Annotated in this window: 20 protein-coding genes and 1 pseudogene; 9 read left to right on the top strand and 12 right to left on the bottom strand. The window is 40.2% G+C overall.

Annotated elements, in window-relative coordinates; translation table 11 throughout:
- Window positions 1-40: 40 nt before the first annotated feature.
- Window positions 41-1,021 (top strand): cytochrome P450, encoded by a 981-nt coding sequence (locus ACM0OR_RS20780; RefSeq protein WP_414578475.1) that lies wholly within the window; start codon window positions 41-43, stop codon window positions 1,019-1,021.
- A gap of 84 nt (window positions 1,022-1,105) precedes the next feature.
- Here the strand turns inward: ACM0OR_RS20780 and ACM0OR_RS20775 are convergent, their stop codons facing one another.
- The 4 genes from ACM0OR_RS20775 to ACM0OR_RS20760 form a co-directional block, all read right to left on the bottom strand.
- Complete coding sequence (locus tag ACM0OR_RS20775) at window positions 1,106-2,080, bottom strand: SPFH domain-containing protein (RefSeq protein WP_414578473.1); 975 nt, start codon at window positions 2,078-2,080, stop codon at window positions 1,106-1,108.
- Between the two features lie 47 nt (window positions 2,081-2,127).
- Window positions 2,128-2,559, bottom strand: a complete 432-nt coding sequence (locus tag ACM0OR_RS20770; protein ID WP_414578471.1) for an NfeD family protein — start codon at window positions 2,557-2,559, stop codon at window positions 2,128-2,130.
- A gap of 353 nt (window positions 2,560-2,912) precedes the next feature.
- Window positions 2,913-3,650, bottom strand: a complete 738-nt coding sequence (gene rph, locus ACM0OR_RS20765) for a ribonuclease PH (RefSeq protein WP_323264945.1) — start codon at window positions 3,648-3,650, stop codon at window positions 2,913-2,915.
- Between the two features lie 195 nt (window positions 3,651-3,845).
- On the bottom strand, window positions 3,846-4,430 hold the full coding sequence (locus ACM0OR_RS20760) for an adenylate kinase family protein (RefSeq protein ID WP_190697438.1): 585 nt from the start codon (window positions 4,428-4,430) through the stop codon (window positions 3,846-3,848).
- 306 nt (window positions 4,431-4,736) lie between these two features.
- On the opposite strand from ACM0OR_RS20760, the gene ACM0OR_RS20755 reads away from it, so the two are divergent.
- On the top strand, window positions 4,737-5,273 hold the full coding sequence (locus ACM0OR_RS20755) for a P-loop NTPase family protein (protein WP_190697441.1): 537 nt from the start codon (window positions 4,737-4,739) through the stop codon (window positions 5,271-5,273).
- Between the two features lie 162 nt (window positions 5,274-5,435).
- Window positions 5,436-6,005 carry a dCTP deaminase gene (dcd, locus tag ACM0OR_RS20750; RefSeq protein WP_199319217.1) on the top strand — a complete coding sequence of 190 codons (570 nt, stop codon included), beginning with the start codon at window positions 5,436-5,438 and terminating at the stop codon, window positions 6,003-6,005.
- An 87-nt stretch (window positions 6,006-6,092) separates the two neighbouring features.
- Here dcd and thyX read toward each other — a convergent pair whose 3' ends face one another.
- Window positions 6,093-6,815 (bottom strand): FAD-dependent thymidylate synthase, encoded by a 723-nt coding sequence (gene thyX / locus ACM0OR_RS20745; protein ID WP_414578469.1) that lies wholly within the window; start codon window positions 6,813-6,815, stop codon window positions 6,093-6,095.
- 150 nt (window positions 6,816-6,965) lie between these two features.
- On the opposite strand from thyX, the gene ACM0OR_RS20740 reads away from it, so the two are divergent.
- Window positions 6,966-7,181 carry a chlorophyll a/b-binding protein gene (locus tag ACM0OR_RS20740; RefSeq protein ID WP_190697451.1) on the top strand — a complete coding sequence of 72 codons (216 nt, stop codon included), beginning with the start codon at window positions 6,966-6,968 and terminating at the stop codon, window positions 7,179-7,181.
- Window positions 7,182-7,353: 172 nt separating this feature from the next.
- Entirely contained in the window at window positions 7,354-7,935 is a 582-nt protein-coding gene (locus ACM0OR_RS20735; protein ID WP_323264940.1) for a thioredoxin family protein, read from the top strand.
- Between the two features lie 42 nt (window positions 7,936-7,977).
- Here the strand turns inward: ACM0OR_RS20735 and ACM0OR_RS20730 are convergent, their stop codons facing one another.
- Complete coding sequence (locus tag ACM0OR_RS20730) at window positions 7,978-8,490, bottom strand: hypothetical protein (protein ID WP_190697456.1); 513 nt, start codon at window positions 8,488-8,490, stop codon at window positions 7,978-7,980.
- 456 nt (window positions 8,491-8,946) lie between these two features.
- Here ACM0OR_RS20730 and ACM0OR_RS20725 point away from each other — a divergent pair.
- Window positions 8,947-9,314, top strand: a pseudogene (locus ACM0OR_RS20725) (3-phosphoshikimate 1-carboxyvinyltransferase); the annotation flags it as partial.
- Between the two features lie 66 nt (window positions 9,315-9,380).
- On the opposite strand, the gene ACM0OR_RS20720 reads toward ACM0OR_RS20725, so the two are convergent.
- Window positions 9,381-9,788 (bottom strand): type II toxin-antitoxin system death-on-curing family toxin, encoded by a 408-nt coding sequence (locus ACM0OR_RS20720; protein ID WP_414578466.1) that lies wholly within the window; start codon window positions 9,786-9,788, stop codon window positions 9,381-9,383.
- On the bottom strand, window positions 9,772-9,996 hold the full coding sequence (locus tag ACM0OR_RS20715) for an AbrB/MazE/SpoVT family DNA-binding domain-containing protein (RefSeq protein ID WP_414578465.1): 225 nt from the start codon (window positions 9,994-9,996) through the stop codon (window positions 9,772-9,774). The genes ACM0OR_RS20720 and ACM0OR_RS20715 overlap by 17 nt, the downstream gene beginning before the upstream one ends.
- Window positions 9,997-10,356: 360 nt before the next feature.
- Here ACM0OR_RS20715 and ACM0OR_RS20710 point away from each other — a divergent pair, with 360 nt between their 5' ends.
- Complete coding sequence (locus ACM0OR_RS20710) at window positions 10,357-11,835, top strand: alpha-amylase (protein ID WP_414578463.1); 1,479 nt, start codon at window positions 10,357-10,359, stop codon at window positions 11,833-11,835.
- Between the two features lie 94 nt (window positions 11,836-11,929).
- Here the strand turns inward: ACM0OR_RS20710 and ACM0OR_RS20705 are convergent, their stop codons facing one another.
- Both ACM0OR_RS20705 and ACM0OR_RS20700 read right to left on the bottom strand, forming a co-directional pair.
- The gene (locus ACM0OR_RS20705; protein WP_414578462.1) at window positions 11,930-12,391 is read right to left on the bottom strand and encodes a hypothetical protein; all 462 of its coding nucleotides are present in this window, start codon (window positions 12,389-12,391) and stop codon (window positions 11,930-11,932) included.
- 214 nt (window positions 12,392-12,605) lie between these two features.
- The gene (locus tag ACM0OR_RS20700) at window positions 12,606-15,146 is read right to left on the bottom strand and encodes a penicillin acylase family protein (protein ID WP_414578461.1); all 2,541 of its coding nucleotides are present in this window, start codon (window positions 15,144-15,146) and stop codon (window positions 12,606-12,608) included.
- Window positions 15,147-15,647: 501 nt separating this feature from the next.
- Between ACM0OR_RS20700 and ACM0OR_RS20695 the strand changes: the two genes are divergently transcribed.
- Window positions 15,648-18,767 (top strand): plasmid replication protein, CyRepA1 family, encoded by a 3,120-nt coding sequence (locus ACM0OR_RS20695; protein ID WP_414578459.1) that lies wholly within the window; start codon window positions 15,648-15,650, stop codon window positions 18,765-18,767.
- 387 nt (window positions 18,768-19,154) lie between these two features.
- On the opposite strand, the gene ACM0OR_RS20690 is transcribed toward ACM0OR_RS20695, so the two are convergent.
- Together ACM0OR_RS20690 and ACM0OR_RS20685 are read right to left on the bottom strand one after the other, a co-directional pair.
- Entirely contained in the window at window positions 19,155-21,134 is a 1,980-nt protein-coding gene (locus ACM0OR_RS20690; RefSeq protein WP_414578458.1) for a caspase, EACC1-associated type, read from the bottom strand.
- A gap of 1 nt (window position 21,135) precedes the next feature.
- Window positions 21,136-21,537: a sugar ABC transporter permease gene (locus tag ACM0OR_RS20685; protein ID WP_414578456.1), complete on the bottom strand. Its 402-nt coding sequence runs from the start codon at window positions 21,535-21,537 to the stop codon at window positions 21,136-21,138.
- A gap of 420 nt (window positions 21,538-21,957) precedes the next feature.
- Between ACM0OR_RS20685 and ACM0OR_RS20680 the strand changes: the two genes are divergently transcribed.
- Complete coding sequence (locus ACM0OR_RS20680) at window positions 21,958-22,629, top strand: rhomboid family intramembrane serine protease (protein ID WP_323264931.1); 672 nt, start codon at window positions 21,958-21,960, stop codon at window positions 22,627-22,629.
- Window positions 22,630-22,639: the final 10 nt, after the last annotated feature.

The following is a 22,639-nucleotide window of genomic DNA, read 5'->3' as shown; positions in this document are numbered from 1 at the left end:
AATCCTAAATTATATTGTATATTAATTTGTGTAATTAATTTTGTTTGATTACTTACAAAAGTGGGCGCAAATAGGGACACTGACTTGGTACGACGAGTTAAAAAGATACACACTCGACATTGCTTGTCGATTGTTAGTCGGAGTTAGCACGGCGGCGGATGAACAGTTAGAAAAAGTCTATGAAATTTGGAGTGATGGGCTGTTATCGATTCCGGTACGTTTTCCTGGTAGTAAGTTTGAGCGGGCGGTTCGAGCAAGAGAACAACTACTCACCCAGTTTGACAAACTGATCGACCAACGCCAGCAAAATCCAACGATTAAACAGGATATTTTAAGTATTTTATTGGCTGCAAAAGACGAGGAAGGCAATGCACTCAGCCGAATAGACATAAAAGATAACGTTTTAGGAATGCTAGTGGCGGGACATGAAACGCTAACGTCAGCACTGAGTTCTCTGTGTCAGCTTCTAGCTCAACATCCAGAGGTGCTAGAGATGCTTCGTGCAGAACAACTACGTTTGGGCAACCCCACAACCTTAACCCAAGAAACTTTGAAGCAAATGACCTATTTGGAACAAGTGCTAAAAGAGGTTTTAAGGCTTATTCCGCCTGTCGTTCGCAGTGGTTCACGTAAAGTTGTGGAATCTTCTGAGTTCGGTGGATATAAAATTCCGCAGGGTTGGGATGTGTATTATCAAATTCCTGAAACCCATCAAGATAGACAGATTTACAAGAATTCAGCACAATTTGATCCTGATCGCTTCTCACCAGAGCGGGCTGAGGATAAACAAAAAGTCTTCAGTCACATTCCATTCGGTGGCGGGATTAGAGAATGTCTAGGCAAAGAATTTGCCAGACTGGAAATAAAGATATTTGCTGCTCTGATAGTGCGTAAATATCAATGGGAACTCCTACCTAACCAAAATCTGGCACGGACTGTTTTACCTTTCTCTCGTCCTCGTGATGGCTTAAAGGTGAAGTTTTGGCGGAATGAAAGCGGAAGCGGCGTGAAATCGTATTGATAATTGCATCCAGAAAAGTTAACAGTGAACACTTATTAAATCCTATTAAGACTGTTAACTGTTCACTGATTTGTTAACTACTGACTAATGTCCATTAACTATTGAATCATTTTGAATGTCTGAAACAATCGAGCGGATACCTTCTAAAGTAGCGGGAATAGTACGGGGATCCATAAACATTACCTTGCTACTATCGCTCTTACCGATGGTAGAACCCATATCCAGATAGCCTAAAGCCAGCAAGACTTCTAATGCTGGGCGAGCAGTAGCATTGGAGTTGATTTTTTGAGCTATAATTTCTGCGGATTCTGCGATCGCCTGAGCTTTGAGAACTTGTTGCTGACGTTCCGCCTGTGCTTTCAAAACGATCGCTTTTTGTTCTGCTTCCGCTTGTAAAATTACAGATTTTTGCCTAGCTTCTGCATCTAAGATTTGGGCTTCAGCTTTACCTCTAGCACTATTAACAGCCGCTTCCCGTTCACCTTCAGAATTTAAAATTGCTGCTCGTCTGCGGCGTTCTGCTGACATTTGCAGTTCCATCGATTCCGTTACCGCCTGGGAAGGGATAATGTCTCGCAGTTCTACCCGCGTCACCTTCACACCCCAAGGATCAGTAGCAATATCCAAATCTCTTAACAAAAGTTCATTAATTTGGGAACGGGCAGTAAAAGTTTGGTCTAATTCCAGTTGCCCCATTTCCGAGCGAATTTGAGTCAGTACCAAATTGGTCATTGCTGAATGGAGATTTTCTACCTTGTACCAGGCTTTTTCCATATCGACAATCCGCCAATAAATCACCGCATCCACTTCAATACCTACGTTGTCACGGGTGATACATTTTTGGGGTGGAATATCTAAAACCTTTTCTCGAATAGTTTCGTGATAGACAATTTTATCTAAAAAAGGAATCACAAAATTTAGCCCAGGTTCAAGTTTTTTGTTATAGCTACCTAATCTTTCTACTAGAGACTCATTACCTTGATTAATAACTTTAACAGACCCTGCTACAGCAGAACCACCAAGTGCTAAAAAGATAAGTAAAAAAAAGTTTTCTAACATTTATTTATGCTCCTGAATATTTGACGTTGAATTTTAACTAATGACTACTAACTACGCAACAGATTTTCTGGCATCACAATTAATGTAGTTCCTTCCCTTCTCACTACATATACCCTTTGATGAGCTGCAACATTAAGTTGTTCATCGTCGCATAACGCCCGCCAAGAATTACCTTCGTATAGTACCCGCCCTGTTTTACCTGCTGGAATTTCTGTTAAAGTCTCTGCTATGATTGCATCCTGGATTTTTGATTTGCGCCGTCGCGGTTGCAAAAACCGCCGAGAAAGCACAATCAATAAGGTAGAAAGCATCAGCCAAGCTGTAACTTGCATCCACAAAGCCAATCCGAATTGGGATAGTAACGCCACAATTAAGGCACTAATACCCATCATGAAGGCGACAAAAGCCGACGGTAAAAACAGTTCCGTTAAACACAGAGCTGCTCCTGCTAGTAGCCAGATTAAGGTAGAAATTGGCATAGTGCCATCCTAGACATAGTTAGTAGTGAGTGGTGAGTGCTGAGTAATGAGTAATGAGTAATGAGTAATGAGTAATGAGTAATGAGTAATGAGTAATGAGTGGTGAGTAGTGAGTACAAGTTATCGCTTCGGCTGAAGCAACCGCTTGTGCGTTGTAGCGGGGGCATTCTTGTCGAATTTCGGTAACATTGTGTAGTTAGATGTACACAAGTTCAGTGTATTCTAGCCTTCAAGTCTTTGACATCTCAATTTAATCGAAATTCACGAGTCTGTTTATTGGTATGGGCCTTTAGACTAATACACAACAAAATGACTCAGGATTCCTGAGTTGATGAGCTAAATACATCAAATGTTTAATTCCTCAAAGTCTCCCAGCCGGGAATTGCCTCTCGTTGAGCAATTAATAATTGTTGAATACCTTTTTCGGCGTAATCTAATAGCTGATTTAATTGGGTGCGGTTAAAGCTGCCTTCTTCTGCTGTGCCTTGGGCTTCGATGATGCCCAAGTTGTGATTCATCACTACGTTAAAATCTACTGTTGCAGCGACATCTTCTATATAGTTCAAATCTAAATATGGCTCTTGTTCTAATAAACCAACGGAGACAGCTGCTACTTGTCCACATAAAGGCGATCGCTCTAATACTCCTCGCTGTAATAATTGAGAAATAGCGTGAGCTAAGGCGACAAAACCACCCGTAATCGCTGCTGTTCTTGTGCCTGCATCGGCTTGCAACACATCCGCATCTACTGTTAAAGTCCGTTCTCCCAAAGCCTCAAAATCTATTGCAGCCCTCAAACTACGTCCAATTAACCGTTGAATTTCTTGTGTCCTACCAGACAATTTCAACAATTCTCTTTCATAGCGTTGCTGCGTCGCTGACGGTAGCATACGGTACTCAGCAGTTAACCAACCCTTGCCACTTCCTAACAAAAACTTGGGAACTCCTTCCGCCACGCTGACAGTACAGAGTACCTTAGTATCACCACATACTGTCAGTACAGAACCAGGAGCAAAACGAGTAAATTCAGATTGAAACGTTACAGGACGGAGTTCATAGGGTTTTCGACCATCGGGACGCTGCCAAACCATCAGAGCTGCCTCAAAATTTTTATGGTGAAATTATGCCTTAAAGTTACTTTAGTATCGCAACTCATACTGATTCTGTATCGTAGGGTCGGCATCTCCATCTAAAAATAAAGTAATAAGACTGAACTTAGAGTATAAGATTTATTGAGAAATATGCAGTAGCCCCAAAGAAAAATTTTAGGATAACTAAAGACTTTGTTAAGGGACTTCTAGCAAGGTCAGAATATTTTGCAGCACCAATTCCGGCGACTGGTCGCCATTAATCGTTAACAGGCGACGGCGACGGTCATAATACTCTAAAATGGGAACAGTGCGGTCATAGAAAATTTCTACTCGACGCTGGACAATTTCAGGTTGATCATCTGGTAAAGAACGACCTAGAGAACGACTCACCATAACTGCTTCCGGCACTTGTAAATAAATTGCCCAATCTAATTTTTGCCCCAACTCATCTAGCAAAAAATCTAACTCTTCCGCTTGAAAAGCAGTCCGGGGATAACCTTCTAAAATCCAGCCACTACTGACATCGTGCTTTTTTAGCCGCAACCGAATTAATTCAATAATCATTTCATCGGGGACTAGTTCGCCCTTAGACATATAAGGCTGTGCATAGCGACCAAGTTCACGGAGATTAGTATAGACGCTTTCTAAGGTCTGATTGCCAGAGATTGCCTCCCGCAAAATATCACCAGTAGAAATATCAGGAACTTCCAAGTGTCTACCCAATCGTTGTGCTTGGCTGCTTTTCCCCGATCCTGAACCTCCTAGAATCACTAATTTCACAACTATTCACTCCTCAAGCAGTAACATTTACCACATAATAAGTTTGTTTTGCCCAACCTCGTAGGAAATCTAACATATAGCCCAAGAGTTACAAGTTTAGAGGAGATAAGCCAGAATTTTTCCTAGTCCCCAGTCTCCAATTCCTCATTCATCTCTTGACTTCAGCGCAAACCTAGTGTTTGACTTATAGAGCAGATTGATAGATCCATAGAACTGAGCAAAAACAAATTGATTATACAGGTGAGTTTCTAAAAGAAATCACTGCAAAATCTAGTGAATTTATTGTAATTTTTTGAAATTTATCCTATGGTTGCCCAGTTAGAAACACCCAGTGCCAATTCGACTCTTAGCCTACCGCATCCAATTGAAGGTCTAGTACAAGTTTTCACTAGCACTCACCGTAACTTTTTTACCAGCATTATGGGGGAAGCACTCAGAATTGCTGGTCAAGGTACACCAGTGCTGATAGTACAGTTTCTCAAAGGTGGGATAAATCAAGGACAAGACCGTCCCATTCAGTTGGGACAAAATCTAGATTGGCTGCGCTGCGATTTACCTCGTTGCATCGATACGCCACAGTTAGATGAGGCAGAACACCAATCTTTACAAAGGTTATGGCAGCACACACAGCAAGTAGTAAACGAGGGAAAGTATTCTCTGGTAGTTCTAGATGAGTTAAGTTTGGCGATTAACTTTGGTTTAATTCCCGAAACCGAGGTTTTAGCTTTTCTCGCAAAACGCCCTTCCCATATAGATATCATTTTCACTGGAACAGAAATGCCGCAATCTATTTTAGATGTGGCAGACCAAATCACCGAGATTCGTCGCAGTCACCACCCCTAAGAGGATGTTTGAAAAGCACATATAATTCGCTACTACACAAACTAAGTCCGTTTAGACGGAAGAATTAAAAATCTCAACAAAAGACACAGTTCACGATATCCTAGTAATTCGGTTTGTATTACCTGTGAACTTGTGATTAAGAACGATATCTGGATTACTGAAATGGCTCAAAAAGGAATGATTTCCCCTTTTGAGCCAAGTTTAATCCGAAAAGTACAAAAAGATGCATCTTCTGAGCTTTATCCTGTCATTAGCTATGGTTTATCTTCCTATGGCTATGACATCAGACTTTCATCGGCTGAGTTCCGCATTTTTCGCCACATTCCTGGAACTGTAGTTGATCCCAAATACTTTAATCCTCAGAATTTAGAACCGACACAACTACATACAGATCACAATGGTAGTTACTTTATTTTGCCAGCTCATAGTTATGGTCTGGGTGTGGCTCTAGAAAAGTTGGAAGTTCCGAATAATATTACAGTAATTTGTATAGGTAAATCAACTTATGCACGTTGTGGTATAATAGCAAACTTAACTCCTGCGGAAGCTGCATGGCGTGGTCATTTAACTCTAGAGTTTTCAAATTCTTCTAGTGCTGATTGTCGTATCTACGCTAATGAAGGCGTGGTGCAATTACTTTTCCTAGAAGGTGAACCCTGTGCTATCAGTTACGAAGCACGACAGGGTAAATATCAAGATCAGTTAGAAATTGTGACACTAGCTAAAGTCTAACTATCAATTATTTACGGCAACCGGAGAAAACACACACTAGCTTATTTTCTCAAGGGAGAGAGTACCGTAGCGTCTTACAGTCAGTGTTTAAGGTGCTAATCTTCCCTTACCTAAGCGAGACTTTTCATACCATTGCGCGATCGCCGGAGTCCACTGTTCAAAGTGAGGCCACATCAGTTCGCATAATTTTTGAATTTCTAGTTGAGCATCTTTCTTATTTCTTAAGTCACAAAAATGCAAGAATGACCGCAGATTAAAGCTCACTACAAAATGTTGCCGATAATCAAAGGGGACTTTCCCTCTGGCGTGTTCTTCAGACATCCCACCTTCAAAATCAGCTTTATATCGTTTAGCTGCTTCCCAACACCACTCTAAATCTCTGGTTCGTTGTTCAGGAGAATAGTAGTATTTTTTGCCTTGCCTATCTGTGTAATAACCAACAGGACGTAGGTAAAAAACCTCTTCTATGTCTTTTTTTCCTTCTACTACATCAATAAATTGTTTACCCGTATATCTAAAAGATTGCACATCGAATGATACGGATACTCTATGAGTACGAGCTTGCTGCATAACGCTGTGGGGAAAATAGCCACAGTTGAAAACAATCTGGGGATGCTCTAGCGGCCCGTAGTGTCCTCTCTCGCCGGCTAAGAGTCGCTTCACAATAGTTTCGCCACACTGCAACTCCGAAGGCCAGGAGTCGCGCTCGTCAAACACGAACCCATCAGTATAGTCTTGGTGCATGGCGGCATAAATCACCTGCTGGGGGTTTGGTGTTTTGGCAATAACTTCTACTCGGAATCGATCCATTGGCTTTTGGGACGTTGATTTGTATGTGTTCTGGAAGGGTGGTTGACAACCCGATTCATGATCATATCCCTTTCGGCAGATGAAAAGACTTTACAAATATTCATATATTTGTTACAGTTTGTTACATAAGCAGCAACTGGGGAAAATAAAATGCGTACAAACAATGCCATCATTGACGACCAAGGTCTGATGAACAACTTCGCGATTGAGCCAAAGGTTTATGTAGATGAGCAAGGCGATCGCACTGGCTTCACTCCCTATGCAGAATTACTCAACGGTCGTCTAGCCATGATCGGTTTTATCTCTCTGATTGCCTTAGAAGTATTTACAGGGCATGGTATTTTTGGTCTTTTCACGAATCTGTAAAAGCAAAAGAATATTTAAAGTTTTGTAAAAATCAATTTAACAAAATCAGAGACGGGAAATTTCCCGTCTCTAAATGTATGGGGCGATTTCGTGTTATTTTGACAGTGATCAAAGGAAGAGAAAACAGAAAATTTCTCTACTGTTACCCATAACCTTTAATCTCTCACAGCTTATGGTTTTAACTGCTTCAACCATGCTGCCATTAGGCACGAAAGCACCAGATTTTCATCTACCAGAAGTAGTATCTGGCGAGACTATTTCTTTGGCTACCTTTGCCGACAAAAAAGTGCTGTTGGTAATGTTTATTTGTCGGCATTGTCCATTTGTGAAGCATATTCAAAACGAATTAACCAAGTTAGGAGAAGATTATCGCACGAGTGATTTAGCGATCGCAGCTATTAGCTCGAACGATGCCGCAAAGTATCCAGATGATGCACCTGAATCTCTCAAAGCACTAGCTCTAGAACAGGGATGGCAATTTCCGTTATGCTACGATGAAACCCAGGCGACTGCTAAGGCTTATACAGCAGCTTGTACGCCTGATTTTTTCGTTTTTGATGGCGATCGCAAACTTGTTTACCGAGGTCAGTTAGATGATAGCCGTCCTAGTAATGGTAAACCAGTCACAGGTACAGATTTACGTGCTGCCATTGATACAGTTTTGGCTGGTAAACCCATAACCACTGAACAAAAGCCTAGTATTGGTTGCAATATTAAATGGAAGCCGGGGAATGAACCCAGTTATTTCGGTTAATCATGTAGAGACGTTCCAATGCAACGTCTCTACATTTAATGATTAGTGCTGAATTTCCAGATTGAGAATGTATTGTCCTAATTGGACGTTTTCTGCCCACAATTCGTATTCCACGCGTAGATGTTCTGGTAGTGGCTTACCACTAAGAGTCAAATTATTGGTAAAGTTGCGTAAGCGAATGGGATGATTGGGTTGTATGGACTCCGTTGGCAACCAATAGCGACTTACACCATAAACACCCTGTTCCCAAAAGTGACGGTAACTCACCTGTTCGTTACCTTGCATGGTCATGATGATTCGATAGGGAGAGATTTCCAGCCACAAAACCCTGGGACTAGTGGGAGTATAAGCTTTGCTTTTACGTGGGAGAAGTGTATCTTCTGTTGTCTCAGGAATTGCTAGTTCACAGGTGATTAGGGGTGGTGCAGTCAGTAGTAAGTGGAATCTATCAGTGTCTTTTTGATATAGTGTTCCAGCAGTTTCCACTACAGACCAGAATGGCAGGTCAGTGGAAATAAGTGATAAGCACACGGGCTTGCGGTGATGTGTGAGCATGGGAGCGTTGAAGGCTAAAAGCTATTGAATGAGATGAAATTAATACCAGAAAGTTGAGTTGATGGGGTTAAGTGAATAAAGAGAGAAGCATAATAAAACCTGCTTAATATTAACTGAAGATTCACTAGATATGCTTGTTTAGTAAGCTATATCAACAAACATAAAAACAAGTTTGATATAAATCTAAAAAACTAACCCTACAATGACGGAATCTATAAGTAACCTATGTGAAAAGTTATACTTTTGTGAATAAATGAAACTAATAATTTCAATCATAATATTAATTGAGTATCCCACAGACGAGTTAATTAACAATAGCTAAAAAATAAATCTATATTAAACTAAGTTGCTAATTAAGAAGATATGGTCTTGAAATTGGGTAATTGGGCATTGGCTGGTAATTATTACCCATGACTTGTTAGCCATGACCAGCCGTTACGCTTAAACTTAGACAACTTACGCAGTTGTACTATTGCTGGGGATATAGTACCGCGCATGATTGATGAAATCCCTATTTTGGCTGTGGCGGCGGTGTTTGCCCAAGGAACTACTGTGATTTGGGATGCAGAAGAGTTGAGAGTGAAAGAAAGCGATCGCATTACGGTGATGGCGCAAAAATCACCGAATTACCCGATGGGGTGGAAATTATTGGTGGGACTCCCTTAGTAGGGACAGATGTGGATAGTAATACAGATCATCGCATTGCCATGTGTTTAGCGATCGCTGCTTTAAATGCTAGTGGGATTACCACCATTCACCGCGCCGAAGCAGCCGCTATTTCTTATCCCAACTTCACTAATACACTCCAACAGATTTTAGGGTGAAATTAGGACATGAAGCATTTGAAGTCAAATTCCTCTGCTCCCTCCCTCTGCTCCCCTACACCCTTACTAAGCATCATTTTCCAAAGAATTATTTTTCAACCAAATCGCTATTGATTCTTGTGTTTCTTTTTTATCGGCTAGTCTTTCAAACATCAAAACAACTTCTACTTCAGGAACTTCTAATGAGTATCCATTTAGTTCCAGAAAAATAGCTGCTGCAACAAAACCCACTCGTTTATTACCATCTATAAACGCATGGTTATTTGTGAATCCAAAAGCATAAGCAGCAGCTAAATCAAAAATATTAGGCGTTGGCTCTCCGTAAGCCAAAAGATTTTTTGGTCTATCTAAACTGGCTAGAAGCAAATTATGATCCCTAATACCAGTGCTTCCACCATTTATAGCTAACTGGTCATCATGAATAGCCAGTAATATTTTTTCATTCAACCAAAAAATATTACTTTGCCAAGTCACGTAATGCGTTCCTGTATTTCGTGCTTACTTTTCTATAAGCTGCCATTGCTTTTTCAAAGTCTGGATCGTAAGTAGTTACATGAACACCATCAGGTGTTTCTGTAATAAATAAACTATCTCCTTCCTTGACTCTCAGCTTTTGCAGAATCTCTTTAGGAAGGGTAATCCCCAAAGAGTTACCAACCTTGCGAACTTTTTGTATTTGCATAGAAAAATAGCCTCTGTGTTGGAGTAATACTATTGTAATAACATCGCTGCCTGAAAAAATAAAAAAAGGGTGACAAATATACGTTTGTCCTCTGTTCTCTATACCAGGACTTAAGCAAGTGTCACAATCGATTCTTGGTGCGTGACGCTATAAGTATCATGACTAAGTTTAAATACTTTCGCAGCGTCACACACCCTACATAAAAAATATGCCGATTGCGTAAGTCCTATATACCTTGCTCCTCATTTTCTTAAGCATTTCTTCCAGGTTGTTCCGTCTAAATCGCCTGCAAAATTCCGAATTGCCACCAATCTAGACTGTATCTCTCGTCAAAGGTGATATTTACAGGCACAATGAGACATGGCACAGATTAATGGCACAATGATGCAATATTTCCACTGGTACATCCCTAATGATGGGAACTTGTGGAGTAAAGTTGAGGCTTCAGCACCAGAATTAGCAGATGCAGGTTTCACAGCCATGTGGCTACCACCAGCCTACAAGGGCTTTGCTGGGTCGTTTGATGTGGGATATGGTGTTTACGACTTATTTGATTTAGGTGAGTTTGAGCAAAAAGGCTCAGTGCGGACGAAATACGGTACACGTCAGCAGTATCTTAATGCAGTTAAATCTCTGCAAACGCATGGGTTGCAAGTTTATGCTGATGCGGTACTAAATCATAAGATGGGTGGTGACGGAATAGAAACACCAAAAGCAACGCCTTTTCCTCAAGACGATCGCCTGAATCCTAAAGGTGGGTTACAAGAGATTAAGACATACACTCATTATAATTTCCCTGGACGGCAAGGTAAATATTCTAACTTTGAGTGGCATTGGTGGCATTTTGATGCTGTTGATTATAACGAATATAACAGTGGCGATCGCAGCACAGTTTATTTATTAGAAGGTAAAAAATTCGACGACTACGTAGCCTTAGAAAATGGTAACTTTGCCTATTTGATGGGTTGCGATCTCGATTTTCAAAATGAGTGGGTACGTGGAGAAATTACCCACTGGGGTAAGTGGTATCTTGACACCACAAAAGTAGATGGTTTCCGCATTGATGCTATTAAACATATTTCTTCTTGGTTCTTTCCCCAATGGATAGATGAACTAGAACGCCATGCTGGCAAAGATTTATTTATGGTAGGAGAGTATTGGTATAACGATATTAATACTCTACTTTGGTATGTTGATGCTGTGGCTGGCAAGATGTCAGTTTTTGACGTACCACTACATTACAACTTCCATCAAGCCAGCAAATCTGGAGGCAATTATGATATGCGCCGGATTTTGGATGGCACAATGATGCAACAACGTCCTAGCAATGCTGTGACATTTGTCGAAAATCACGATTCTCAGCCATTACAAGCATTGGAATCTGTCGTTGAACCTTGGTTTAAACCTTTAGCTTACGCCATTATTTTTTTACGACAAGAAGGCTATCCTTGTGTCTTTCATGCTGACTACTATGGTGCGGAGTATGAAGACTGGGGGAAAGATGGCAATCGTTACAATATTTTTATGCCGTCCCACCGTTGGATTATTGATAAGTTACTTTATGCACGTAAACATTATGCTTACGGGCCACAATACAACTATTTAGACCACTGGAATACTATTGGTTGGACACGCTTAGGTGATGAAGATCATCCTGAAGGGATGGCTGTGATTATGAGTGATGGTTCAGAAGGTTCTAAGTGGATGGAAGTTGGTAAACCCAATACTAAGTTTATTGACTTAACTGAACATATCAAAGAAGCTGTATATACCAATGCGTGGGGTTGGGGTGAATTTCGTTGTCTAGGCGGTTCAGTATCTGTTTGGGTGCAAGCTTAAAACATACTCGAATTGAATTAATGTTATAGTAAATAACCCCGATTTATTAAAGAAATTGGGGTTATAAAGTCTCGCATTTTCACAAATAAAATTTTTATTTGCTAGAGCAGTAGCTATTAATTTCTTTGACAATTGTACCTTCTTCAGCACTACTCTTTTGCAAGCCTGCTAAGAAGCCATTTGTATCTCGAATATTCTTTTTATCTATAGCTCCGGCTGCATCATTTAAACCTTTACTAATATCTTGATAGAGAGTGAGAAACCGTTGCTGAAAACCTTTGATTTTTTCATCTTTGACTTCTATACCTTTCATTTCGGTACTGATTCCATCTATCTTACTAGCAAGTTCAGTTAAAGCTTGAGAACCTTTGGCAGATTTGGGATCTTTGCCGAATTGCTGACTTAGTGTGGCTGCTTGATTAGCTACTTTGATAACTTTGTTACATTGGGCAACTTTACTTTCACCGCAACCTGCAAATAATAATGCGATCGCAGCTATTAAAGAAAATCTAGCAGTTCGTTTCAGCGTCAGTGACATATGTTGTAATATCTCCATCTATGTTTCAGTAAAAATGGGCATATGAAACAAGTAGTTTACAAAAATACAAGTCAAGTCTATTTTTGCTTCTGGCTTTTTTAGCCCTGTTACTTTATACTTCATTCTTTTTCACAAGTGTATGCAATTACACTGAAATAGAAAAAAGTTAAATTAGGTATACATACTCGGATGTAGCTTTTCCGTAGACTATAAAAAACTTTACTTACTAAAATTAATTGCTGAATTTTACTGTTAACTTCAACTTCGCCGCAGCCTTAGCAGCAACTGTTTTTTGCTCCCAAAGCATCGGGTGATACTCCAGCTTGCGCCAAGGGTCAATCATATCAGCATAGTGTCTGTGGAAAGCATGACCTGACTGTCCGGGCGTATGAATAGCTAGCGAATTATTTAGATTGCTTAAATCTATAATCATGCGTAGTGAAGGAATATCAGTTACTTCAAAGGATTTATTTGCTCGCCAACGGTTAGCATTAATAGTCTCCCCATTCCCAGATGTGCTAAAAGCACCGCGATTAAATAAAGCTTCAATGGCTGTAACACCAGATTTTCCCAAGGTGGCGTTACGAAAAGTAACGGTATGTAATTTACCCCAGTTCCAAGATTGAGGATTTTTACCTTGAATACGTTCTAGTTCGTCTACAGTTTCTCTAAAAGCTTGTTGCAAAATTTGATCGCGGTTTTCTACTTGGGTGGTTTTGGCATTATCCCACCAATTACTATTAGGTTGTTGGATGATATTTTGTAAGACAGCATACCAGCGATCGCCCCCATCAGGAAAGTATTTGGAAGGTAGTTGATCATGAAAGGTATCTGCTAACAAATGCTGCCAAAATACTTCAAATAGAGCCGCCACAGGCGATGTCATACCTAGCTGTAAATTCCAATCTTGTAGAAGTTTTTGAGCAGATTTTAATCTGGGAGTGTCAAAAGTAAGATTTTGCAAAAATGGCACAAGATTCTGAGCATTCAAATTTAGATTATCACCTTGGATTTTCTGCACATCTGCCAAAGAAATCGGCTGATTTTTTTGGCTAATCATCTCGACAATACGCTTGGCTCTATATCCATAAACCCAATCTGTAGTAATTAAATAAGGATATTCACTCGCAACTAAATTATTTGCCGTAGCTATATAACCTTGAGGTGGATTGAAACTATAAGGTAATTTTTCAAAATCAATATAACCTTGCCATTCATATTCATCAGTCCAACCAGGAACAGGGTAACGCCCATTTCCCTTAGCCCGAATCGGGAATTTACCAGGCATTTGATAACCGATATTCCCCTCTATATCTGCATAAACTAAATTCTGTGCTGGCACATCAAAGTCACTAGCAGCCGCGCGGAACTCTTGCCAATTTTGAGCGCGATTAATTTGGGGAATTGAATAAACAAGTCTTGTTGGTTCTAAAGCCGCCCAGCGCAAAGCTACAGCATAGTTTTGTGGTAATTTTATTGCTTGCTTAAACTCTTGCAAGTTGGGTGAAACATCAGAAAGAATCGGCCCATGTCTAGTGTAGCGAACTGTCTGTAAAATAGGCTGACTCCCTGCAACTTGAATAGTTTCTGGTACAAGCTGCATATCTACCCATTTACCATTCACTTCATATTGATTAGGATTCTTGGGGTTGATTTTCTCAATATATAAGTCCATCACATCGGATTGTACATTAGTCACACCCCACGCAATGCGATCGCTATGTCCGACAATTACCCCCAACATTCCCGCAAAGGAAAAACCAGTCACATTGTAAGGACATTCAGCATTTTTAGTAGTGCAGTGCAAACCCACCTCATACCAAATCGAAGGCATTTGTACCGCCAAATGAGGATCATTCGCCAAAATTGGTTTACCTGTAGCTGTGCGCTTACCAGAAATCACCCAGTTATTTGAACCAATACCCACTCCTGTAGCACCAATAAGTTTTTCTAACGCCAACATTGGTTGAGTAATTGATTCTAAACTTGGCGCAATTTCTCCCACAGATAAAACCTCCGCGCCCCTTTGCGCCAACCTCCGCGCCCCTTTGCGTTTTTGCCCTACTTCCCACTCCGATAAAATCACAGGCAAATCTTGCGGGTAGGCCGGAAAAAGTTCCTCCACCTGATTAGGCGTGAGGGTTTTTAGTAAAACAGTACGTTCAATTTCGCTTTGAAAATTTCTACCCAAATCGTAAGCCATCACCTTACCCCAAGTCAGGGAATGCAGAGGTTTCCAAGGTGCGACTTGATAGCCAGGATTGAGTAATTTTAGTACGCCATATTCGAGACTCAACGCAGTACCTTGATGTTCTTGCAGATAAGCATTCACACCATCAGCATAGGCTACCAAATTAGCCTTCATTTCTGCATCCATTTGCTGGAGTTCTTGCTGCGCCACCCTTGCCCATCCCAGGGTTCGCAGATATTTATCAGTATCTAATTGCGAAGCTCCAAACATTTCTGCTAATCTACCAGAACCAATATGTCGCCAAAAATCCATTTGCCAAAATCTATCTTGGGCGTGGATATAACCCTGCGCCATAAATAAGTCGTGGGAGTTGGCAGCATAGATATGAGGTACACCCCATTGATCCCGTTGGACTGTAACTTCTGCTTTAATGCCAGAAATAGCGATCGCTCCATTTTCTACAGGAAAAGAACGCCGTATAGTGTAGCCTAAAAATGATACTAACAATAACCCCAGCAATATCAGTACAACTATACCTATTTTGAGTCCCTTGAATAACCGACGTTTTCGGAAATTTTTCATATTTGGGTGTTAGCAAAATCATGGGACATTATACCTTTTGCCGCCTTAGAGTTTTGCTATTTTTTAGTAAGATATATAACTTTGCTTTATTAGCAAATACTTAAACTTAAATAATTCCATACTATGAATTAGTTTTAATTTCCTGATTTATCTCAGTATATTTGTAGATTTTATTGTATCTGAAGAGTGTGTATTGTGATAGGCGATCGCTCATCCAAAAATCTTGACAAAGTTTGATTGACAAAGCTCAGAAGTGTATGCTACTTCAAGCAGAATAAAAAATATACTGAAAAATAAAAATTAGTAGTCAATAAATATACAATACAGGCTTATTACTTCAGCCGCACATTCTCACAAAATGACTCAGTGTGTTAGTTACCGATGTATTTCGGGCAACGAAGTAATAAAAATAGCATATAATACTGAGAATTTTTGCCAGAAAAAAAACAGTAAAGGCGTGCTAAGTTTTAAATCCATCCTCATTCCGTTCTCGGTTGCCCCATGTATCTGCCAGACTTACACCCACAACATCTTGAAGAATTAGTCAAGCGTAGTGGTATCAATTTAGACTTAACCCAACTTAACTTTAAGTCTCTTCAAGGCGCAGCAGCCTATGAATATCTATTAATTTCCGAACATCTACCCCGCACGAACACAGGAATGGTCACAAGTGGCTGGTTACAACGCTACAGTCATGCTACGGCTGGCGGTTGGTGGTGTTCTGGCCTCGATCCTCTCAATCATTGGCAACCAATGGAATGGGGTTGCTTTAAGCCCAACCAACCGCGCACCAATCAAAATGGCAAGTCAATCAAATACGAACATCCCCCCAGCACCCCCACAAGAATATTTTGTCTGCGGGTAACACTGGATATCTGGCAGCAAGTTTCCCAGCGTTACAACATTGCTGCGCCTAAGCTAATCAGCATCAACGAACAAGGAGAAGCTGTAGGTTTTTGGCAATGGGTAATAGAAAATCAAATACCTATCATTATCTGTGAAGGGGCGAAAAAAGCTGCCACCCTCTTGACACAAGGCTATGCAGCCATTGCCGTTCCGGGAATTACTAGTGGTTATCGGGTTGTCAAAGATAAATTTGGGAAAGTTATCAACCGCCAATTAATCCCTGATTTAGCTGTATTTGCCCAGATGCAACGAACTGTTTACATCTGTTTTGATTTTGAAACTCAACACCAAAAAGTGGCTGCTGTCAGCAATGCGATTACCCAAATTGGTTGTTTGTTTCAAGAACAGAAATGTCCTGTAAAAGTCATTGCACTGCCAGGATTAGAGAAAGGTGTGGACGATTTGATCATAGCCAAAGGTGCGATCGCTTTTGAAAAAGTTTATCGCCATAGTGTTGATTTAGAAATTTATCTGGCTGAAATTAAGCCCCATACCGATTTAACTATTCCTGCTAACTTGAGTGTCAACCGTCCCTACTTAGGTGAAATCGCTTTCCCTACCTCTGGATTAGTAGGAGTCAAATCAGCCAAAGGTACAGGTAAAACCACAGGGCTACAAACTGTTGTCAAACAAGCGAAAACTAAGAATCAGCCTGTATTATTAATCACACACCGCATTCAATTAGGAAGATTTTTATGTGAGAAAATTGGTATTCAATGGGGTTTGAATAATCCTGAAAAACTCACAAATAATAGCGATTATTTGACCCCAACTCATACATCATTAAATAATATTCAATCCGTCGGTTTATGTATTGATTCAATTTGGAAACTGAACCCAGATGATTGGCGGGGAGGAATTATCATTTTAGATGAGGTAGAGCAATCTTTATGGCATCTCCTCAATAGCAGCACATGTAAAAATAAGCGCGTCATAATCTTAAAATTATTCCAGCAATTAATTTCTACTGTTTTATCCACTGGGGGCTTAATAATTGCTCAAGATGCGGATTTATCAGATGTATCTTTAGAGTATTTGCAAAGTTTGTCAGGATGTAAAATTGCGCCTTGGGTATTAGTAAATAAATGGAAACCCCAACGGGGTTGGGATGTAAAATTTTATGATTCGCCTAATCCCATACCTCTAATTCAACAGTTAGAGTTAGATTTACTAGCGGGACGGAAATGCTATGTAACTACTGATAGTCGTTCTGGACGTTATAGTTGTGAAACAATCGAACGTTACCTAAAAGAACGTTTAGAAAAACTGCGATACGAATTTCCCAAAACTTTAGTAGTTAATAGTCAGACAACAAACACCCCAGGCCATGCGGCTGTTGATTTTGTCCCAGCAATTAATCAAAAAATCACGGAATACGAAACTGTATTTGTAACTCCTAGTTTGGGTACAGGTATTAGTATTGATGTCCAACATTTTGATAAAGTATATGGCATCTTTCAAGGAGTAATTCCTGATTCAGAAGCACGACAAGCATTAGCCAGAGTCCGCGATGATATTCCTAGAATTGTTTGGTGTGCTAAACGCGGAATTGGCTTGATTGGTAGTGGTAGTACCAATTATCGTTTATTGTCTAACTGGTATCAGGAAAATCAAAAAGAAAATCTCGCCTTGCTTAGTCCCTTGCATAAAATAGATGTAGATTTACCTTTAGTTTATGACCCTGTACATTTGCGTACTTGGGCTAAATTATCAGCTAGAGTAAATGCTTCTATCCGTCTGTATCGTCAATCTATGCAAGAGGGATTAACTAATGATGGGCATCAAATCAGAGTGAGGAGTAATGCTATTCACAATAATATTGTGAGAGATTTACGATTAGCATTTTTAGCAACTGACTCGCAGGATTTAGCAACTCGGAGAAGATTAGTTTTAGAAATTGTTAAAGTCCAAAAAGAGTGGACAGATAAGCGTCAAAAAGGTAAGGAAATTAAACGCCAAATTAGGCAGATTAAACAAAAAAATCAATTAGCAGCCGCTCTGAATGTTGCCAACGCTAAAGATATTGATTATGTCGAACATGATCAATTATCTGCCCAACATTCCCTTACAGATATAGAACGCCATCAAATTCAAAAATATCATCTCAAGCTAAGATACGGAATACCAGTCACGCCACTGCTGAAATTGCGAGATGATCAAGGGTATTATTCCCAATTATTAATTCACTATTATCTCACCCATGAAAGTGAGTATTTTCACATTAGAGATCAGCAAGAATGGCATCAACAATTATTTTTGGGTGGAGGTAAAGTTTTCCTCCCAGATTTAAAAACCTATACCATAAAAATTGAGGTAATGAGAGCCTTGGGGATGTTACAGTTTCTTGAGCCAGAACAAAAATTTATAGAAGATGATCCTAATCTAATCTGGTTGAAAGATATTGTATTTCAACATAGTAAGCATATTAAAAGAGTCTTGGGTATTGACTTTAACAGAAGTAGAAATAACTCTACAGGGATAAAAATCCTCAGTCGCTTGTTGAATTTGTTAGGCTTGAAATTAAAACGCAGCGATGATTTTTATCAAATTGACCTAAATACTTTTAATGATGGCAGAGAGCAAATATTTGCTGTTTGGCATCAACGAGATGAGTTGATATTATCTCATATGAAAAATCGTAGCGATCAGCCTACAGATAGCTTTGTCACTACGACACAAAAACAAACAGTAACTTCTGTAGTTACTGTGAAGTAATCAAGCCTAAAATGTTGCAATTCAACTGTAAGTTGGGTTGACGCAAGGAAACCCAACACCAACATCTAGATTAAGTTTCCGAGATCAATGTTGGGTTGCGCTGCGCTTAACCCAACCTAACATTTAACGCACTACTTACGCCTAAGCGATCACTCCACCCAATTTATTTTGACAAGTTGTATGTGTTCAGATCCCCGACTTTTTTAAAAAGTCGGGGATCTATGACCTAATTATTTGCGTGGTGGCGTACTACTATAGTTCTAAGAAACTGCCAGAAATTAAGTTATAGGTAAATCACTCATCCTAAAATCGCAAAAAAAATTTGATTGCGCCAAGTGCGAAGTAAAAAGGGTAGAGGAAAAAGCGCAAAGGTAAGAGTGTAAAGTGCTAAGAGTCCCTGCCCCGCACAACCACAACCCGAAAACCCAGGGAGCTGCCCCTGATGTCACGCGGGGAAGAGGAGCGATACGCCGAACGGCAATCCCTAGGATTATTGTACCATGAACCACCGCGCAGCAGGCGATTTTGATTATCTTTATTAAGTAACCAAGCTCTTCCCTTGGTTGGTGCATTATTATAATTTTCGTGCCACTTATCCTGACACCATTCCCATATATTACCACACATATCAAATAATCCAAAGAGGTTGGCAGGAAATTTTCCGACTTCTGTTGTTTGCTGGCGAAATTCACCCTTTGAACCTTGACCATAATTACCTGGATACACTGTTCCCTGATAATCCCAGTCTGTTCCTCGGTAATTTGCTAAATCTGTGGTAATTGTTTCACCAAAGTAAAACGGTGTAGTCGTTCCGGCGCGACAAGCATATTCCCATTCTGCTTCACTGGGTAAGCGATAGATTTTTCCAGTCTTCTTTGATAACCTGGCACAAAATTCAACCGTATCATCCCAAGAAACACACTCTACAGGACGATTAGCACCTTTAAAATTGGATGGGTCGGGATTTAAATCAATATTAACTTTATCAAAAGCGGCGACGACTGCCCATTGCCCTTGGGTGACAGGAAATTTCCCCATGAAAAAGGGTTGAATGTTAACGGTGTGCTGTGGACTTTCATCGTCCATTCGTTCCAATTCACCCTCTGGCGAACCCATGAGAAATTGACCGCCAGGAATGGACACCATCTCTAAAACTACGCCATTACCCAAGTCTTCTGTAAAAAACTCCGCACGTCCCCGACTGCGGTTGATAATTTGTCCTTGAGCGTCTGCCTTCACTATCTCAAACTCAAACTGATTTGGTTCAGGTGGTTGTTTGTCGGGTGCAGACGGTTTTTGTTGACCAATAACTCTTTTTTCTATGAGTGCAACATCTTCGTCTCTTAAACCTAAATGTTGTTGATAGTCTCTGATTTCATTGACGGTTCTTTCACTCAAGTTTGGCTCAACTGCAATTGTTTCAGCTAGCATTGCTTCATAGTCTTCTAATTTGCGCTGATACTCCTGATACGGTTTCTGAACTTCCGCTTCAATAGTATTAGCAACATTAGGATCAAGCTTTAACTGATTGCGTAATGAGTTTAATAGGCGACGGGCTGGAATGGAAAAATTACCGCGATTGATGCGGCGTTCTACTTCCTTCCGATACTTGATCTGAGGATCATCCTTGGCTGATTTCGCCAACACAAGCCGATAACCCTCTTTCGCAGGATAAAACTCAGGTGTCATGGCGGGAGCTGCTTCTTGCAATTTGCTTTTGACATAATCATGCAATTCATCCACCGCAATCAAACCATCACCGTCTTTGTCGGCTGCACCTTTCTCAATTCCTTCTACTAGATAATGGGTGTAAATCGATAAGTCTAAATCATCGGAGTTAAACGCATATTGTGTAGAAGTAGAAGCCGTGAGAATTACTCTACCCTCACCGCCTAAGTGTTGTTCTAGGTTAATTGTTCCACTATCTTTAGCTGTCAACCCCTTAGCAAAAGCACCACTAAAGCAGCAATCTAAAATTACTACTTGTCGCTTAGATTTGCTCTTGTTCATCTGTTCATGGACATCTTTTCCAGCTACGGCGGTGAATGGGAGCAATTTATTGTTTTGTTTTTCAGTTTGGCGAGTCGAAAAGTAAAATTCCCCATTTTCTACTGTCACACCATGACCAGAAAAGTAGAAAAGCACCAAATCATCTTTCTGACGATTATCATACAAATGATAAATTGCCCTTGCCATTTCCTGCTGTGGAGGATTTTTCAGCACAGTGACATATTCCTGTGCAAAACAGCCCATGTCGGGATTTAGCAAAACTCGCCGCATTGCCTCCACATCGTTGACAGCGTTGGGTAGCGGTGCTAATCCCGGCTCATATTCACTAATGCCGATTAGTAGTGCTATCCTCGCCATTTTAGCTGTTTGTTGTGTTGTTTGATGTGTTGTTGAGAAATTCCTGGGCTTTTTGATAAGCAAACTCAAATTCTTCGCGACTGGCGGCTTCTAGGTTGAGTTCTCTACCATCGGGGGCTTTGACTACCAGCTTAATGGGTTTGTTGCCAAACCTATCTCCCAAAAATGTAAACAGATTTTTGATATTAGCGGGTTTAACTTCTGCTTTCAACAACCCCAACAAAAAGCCGCCTAACGCTTTGGTGTTCGGGGGTGCATTTTCGACAGGGACTAAATCTGCATCTTCTACCCCGTCCACTTCTTTTAGTTGGGGGAGCAAGTTTTGTACTTCTGCTTGCAAATCCTCATCATCTAAGTCTAGTTCAGTGAGAGCGATCGCCACTTGCAAGTTAGTTATTACCATATAAATCGCTTAAATATAACTATATTCTTTCCAAACGATTGTATCGGTTATTGGGCAAGTTTAGTTAATATCCGAGGGTTTTGAAGGAGAAATGAACCGCAGACACATGATTTGGTTGAGGCTTATGTCAGTCTCTCGATAGCTTAGTAGGGTGCGTCAGTGCGCTCAAACCTAACTACACAAGCAATTATTTATACTGACGCACCCTACAGTGGGAATATTTTTGATCTGGAAGTCTGTTTTTGATAATGAAAATTTTATTCTTTTGTAGCGATCGCAATGCAAACATAGTCATATCTCGATTTTTGTGTGATTAATTACATAAATGTTTTTCTGGAATTGATGGTTTTGATAGTGTGGTCATACATAGACTCTTAATTCAAGTTATATTGCAATTATCAACTATTAGGAAAAACACCTGTGTTTCCCCTCTACGACGACAACCCGACGCGAATCACCCCGTATTTTACTTACGGTTTAATTGGGATGAACGTTTTAGTGTTTCTTCATGAAGTGAGTTTGTCTAATGCCCAGTTGAATTTATTTTTTGATCAATATGCAGTAGTACCTCAACAGCTAACCACTAATTTAGCTGTTGAGTGGACGACTTTATTTACTTCCCAATTTTTACACGGTGGTTGGTGGCACTTAATTTCCAATATGGTCTTTCTTTGGGTATTTGGTAATAATATTGAAGACCGTTTGGGTCATCTGAAATACCTAATTTTTTATTTGGCGTGTGGTGCTTTAGCTGCTGCGTGTCAGTGGTTTATTGGTATGTACTCTACTATCCCTTCTTTGGGGGCTAGTGGTGCAATTTCGGGGGTATTAGGTGCATATTTGATCCGCTTTCCCCAGGCTAGAGTAACTACCTTAATTTTCTTAGGTTTCTTCGTCACTACAATCAGTATTCCGGCAATGATATTGATTGGAGTTTTCTTTATTCAAAATGTGATCTCTGGATTGGCTAGTTTAGGGGCTTCTGCGAATATGAGTGTTGAAACAGGAGGAGTAGCTTATTGGGCGCATATTGGTGGTTTTGTATTTGGCATGATCCTTTCACCTTTATTTGGAGTATTCAAACGCGATTAAGCAATTGAGT

It is taken from the genome of Anabaena sp. CCY 9402-a (assembly GCF_963920945.1).
GTDB lineage: Bacteria > Cyanobacteriota > Cyanobacteriia > Cyanobacteriales > Nostocaceae > Trichormus > Trichormus minutissimus.
Note: the sequence above shows the minus strand (reverse complement) of the source record. Positions and strands in the feature narration are given on the sequence as shown.

What these genes read in the sequence shown, in the direction of transcription:
- ACM0OR_RS20775 (WP_414578473.1), bottom strand. Translation starts at nt 2,080, where the DNA reads ATGTTAGAAAACTTTTTTTTACTTATCTTTTTAGCACTTGGTGGTTCT.
- ACM0OR_RS20770 (WP_414578471.1), bottom strand. Translation starts at nt 2,559, where the DNA reads ATGCCAATTTCTACCTTAATCTGGCTACTAGCAGGAGCAGCTCTGTGT.
- rph (WP_323264945.1), bottom strand. Translation starts at nt 3,650, where the DNA reads ATGGTTTGGCAGCGTCCCGATGGTCGAAAACCCTATGAACTCCGTCCT.
- ACM0OR_RS20755 (WP_190697441.1), top strand. Translation starts at nt 4,737, where the DNA reads ATGGTTGCCCAGTTAGAAACACCCAGTGCCAATTCGACTCTTAGCCTA.
- dcd (WP_199319217.1), top strand. Translation starts at nt 5,436, where the DNA reads ATGGCTCAAAAAGGAATGATTTCCCCTTTTGAGCCAAGTTTAATCCGA.
- thyX (WP_414578469.1), bottom strand. Translation starts at nt 6,815, where the DNA reads ATGGATCGATTCCGAGTAGAAGTTATTGCCAAAACACCAAACCCCCAG.
- ACM0OR_RS20740 (WP_190697451.1), top strand. Translation starts at nt 6,966, where the DNA reads ATGCGTACAAACAATGCCATCATTGACGACCAAGGTCTGATGAACAAC.
- ACM0OR_RS20735 (WP_323264940.1), top strand. Translation starts at nt 7,354, where the DNA reads ATGGTTTTAACTGCTTCAACCATGCTGCCATTAGGCACGAAAGCACCA.
- ACM0OR_RS20730 (WP_190697456.1), bottom strand. Translation starts at nt 8,490, where the DNA reads ATGCTCACACATCACCGCAAGCCCGTGTGCTTATCACTTATTTCCACT.
- ACM0OR_RS20715 (WP_414578465.1), bottom strand. Translation starts at nt 9,996, where the DNA reads ATGCAAATACAAAAAGTTCGCAAGGTTGGTAACTCTTTGGGGATTACC.
- ACM0OR_RS20710 (WP_414578463.1), top strand. Translation starts at nt 10,357, where the DNA reads ATGGCACAGATTAATGGCACAATGATGCAATATTTCCACTGGTACATC.
- ACM0OR_RS20705 (WP_414578462.1), bottom strand. Translation starts at nt 12,391, where the DNA reads ATGGAGATATTACAACATATGTCACTGACGCTGAAACGAACTGCTAGA.
- ACM0OR_RS20700 (WP_414578461.1), bottom strand. Translation starts at nt 15,146, where the DNA reads ATGAAAAATTTCCGAAAACGTCGGTTATTCAAGGGACTCAAAATAGGT.
- ACM0OR_RS20695 (WP_414578459.1), top strand. Translation starts at nt 15,648, where the DNA reads ATGTATCTGCCAGACTTACACCCACAACATCTTGAAGAATTAGTCAAG.
- ACM0OR_RS20690 (WP_414578458.1), bottom strand. Translation starts at nt 21,134, where the DNA reads ATGGCGAGGATAGCACTACTAATCGGCATTAGTGAATATGAGCCGGGA.
- ACM0OR_RS20685 (WP_414578456.1), bottom strand. Translation starts at nt 21,537, where the DNA reads ATGGTAATAACTAACTTGCAAGTGGCGATCGCTCTCACTGAACTAGAC.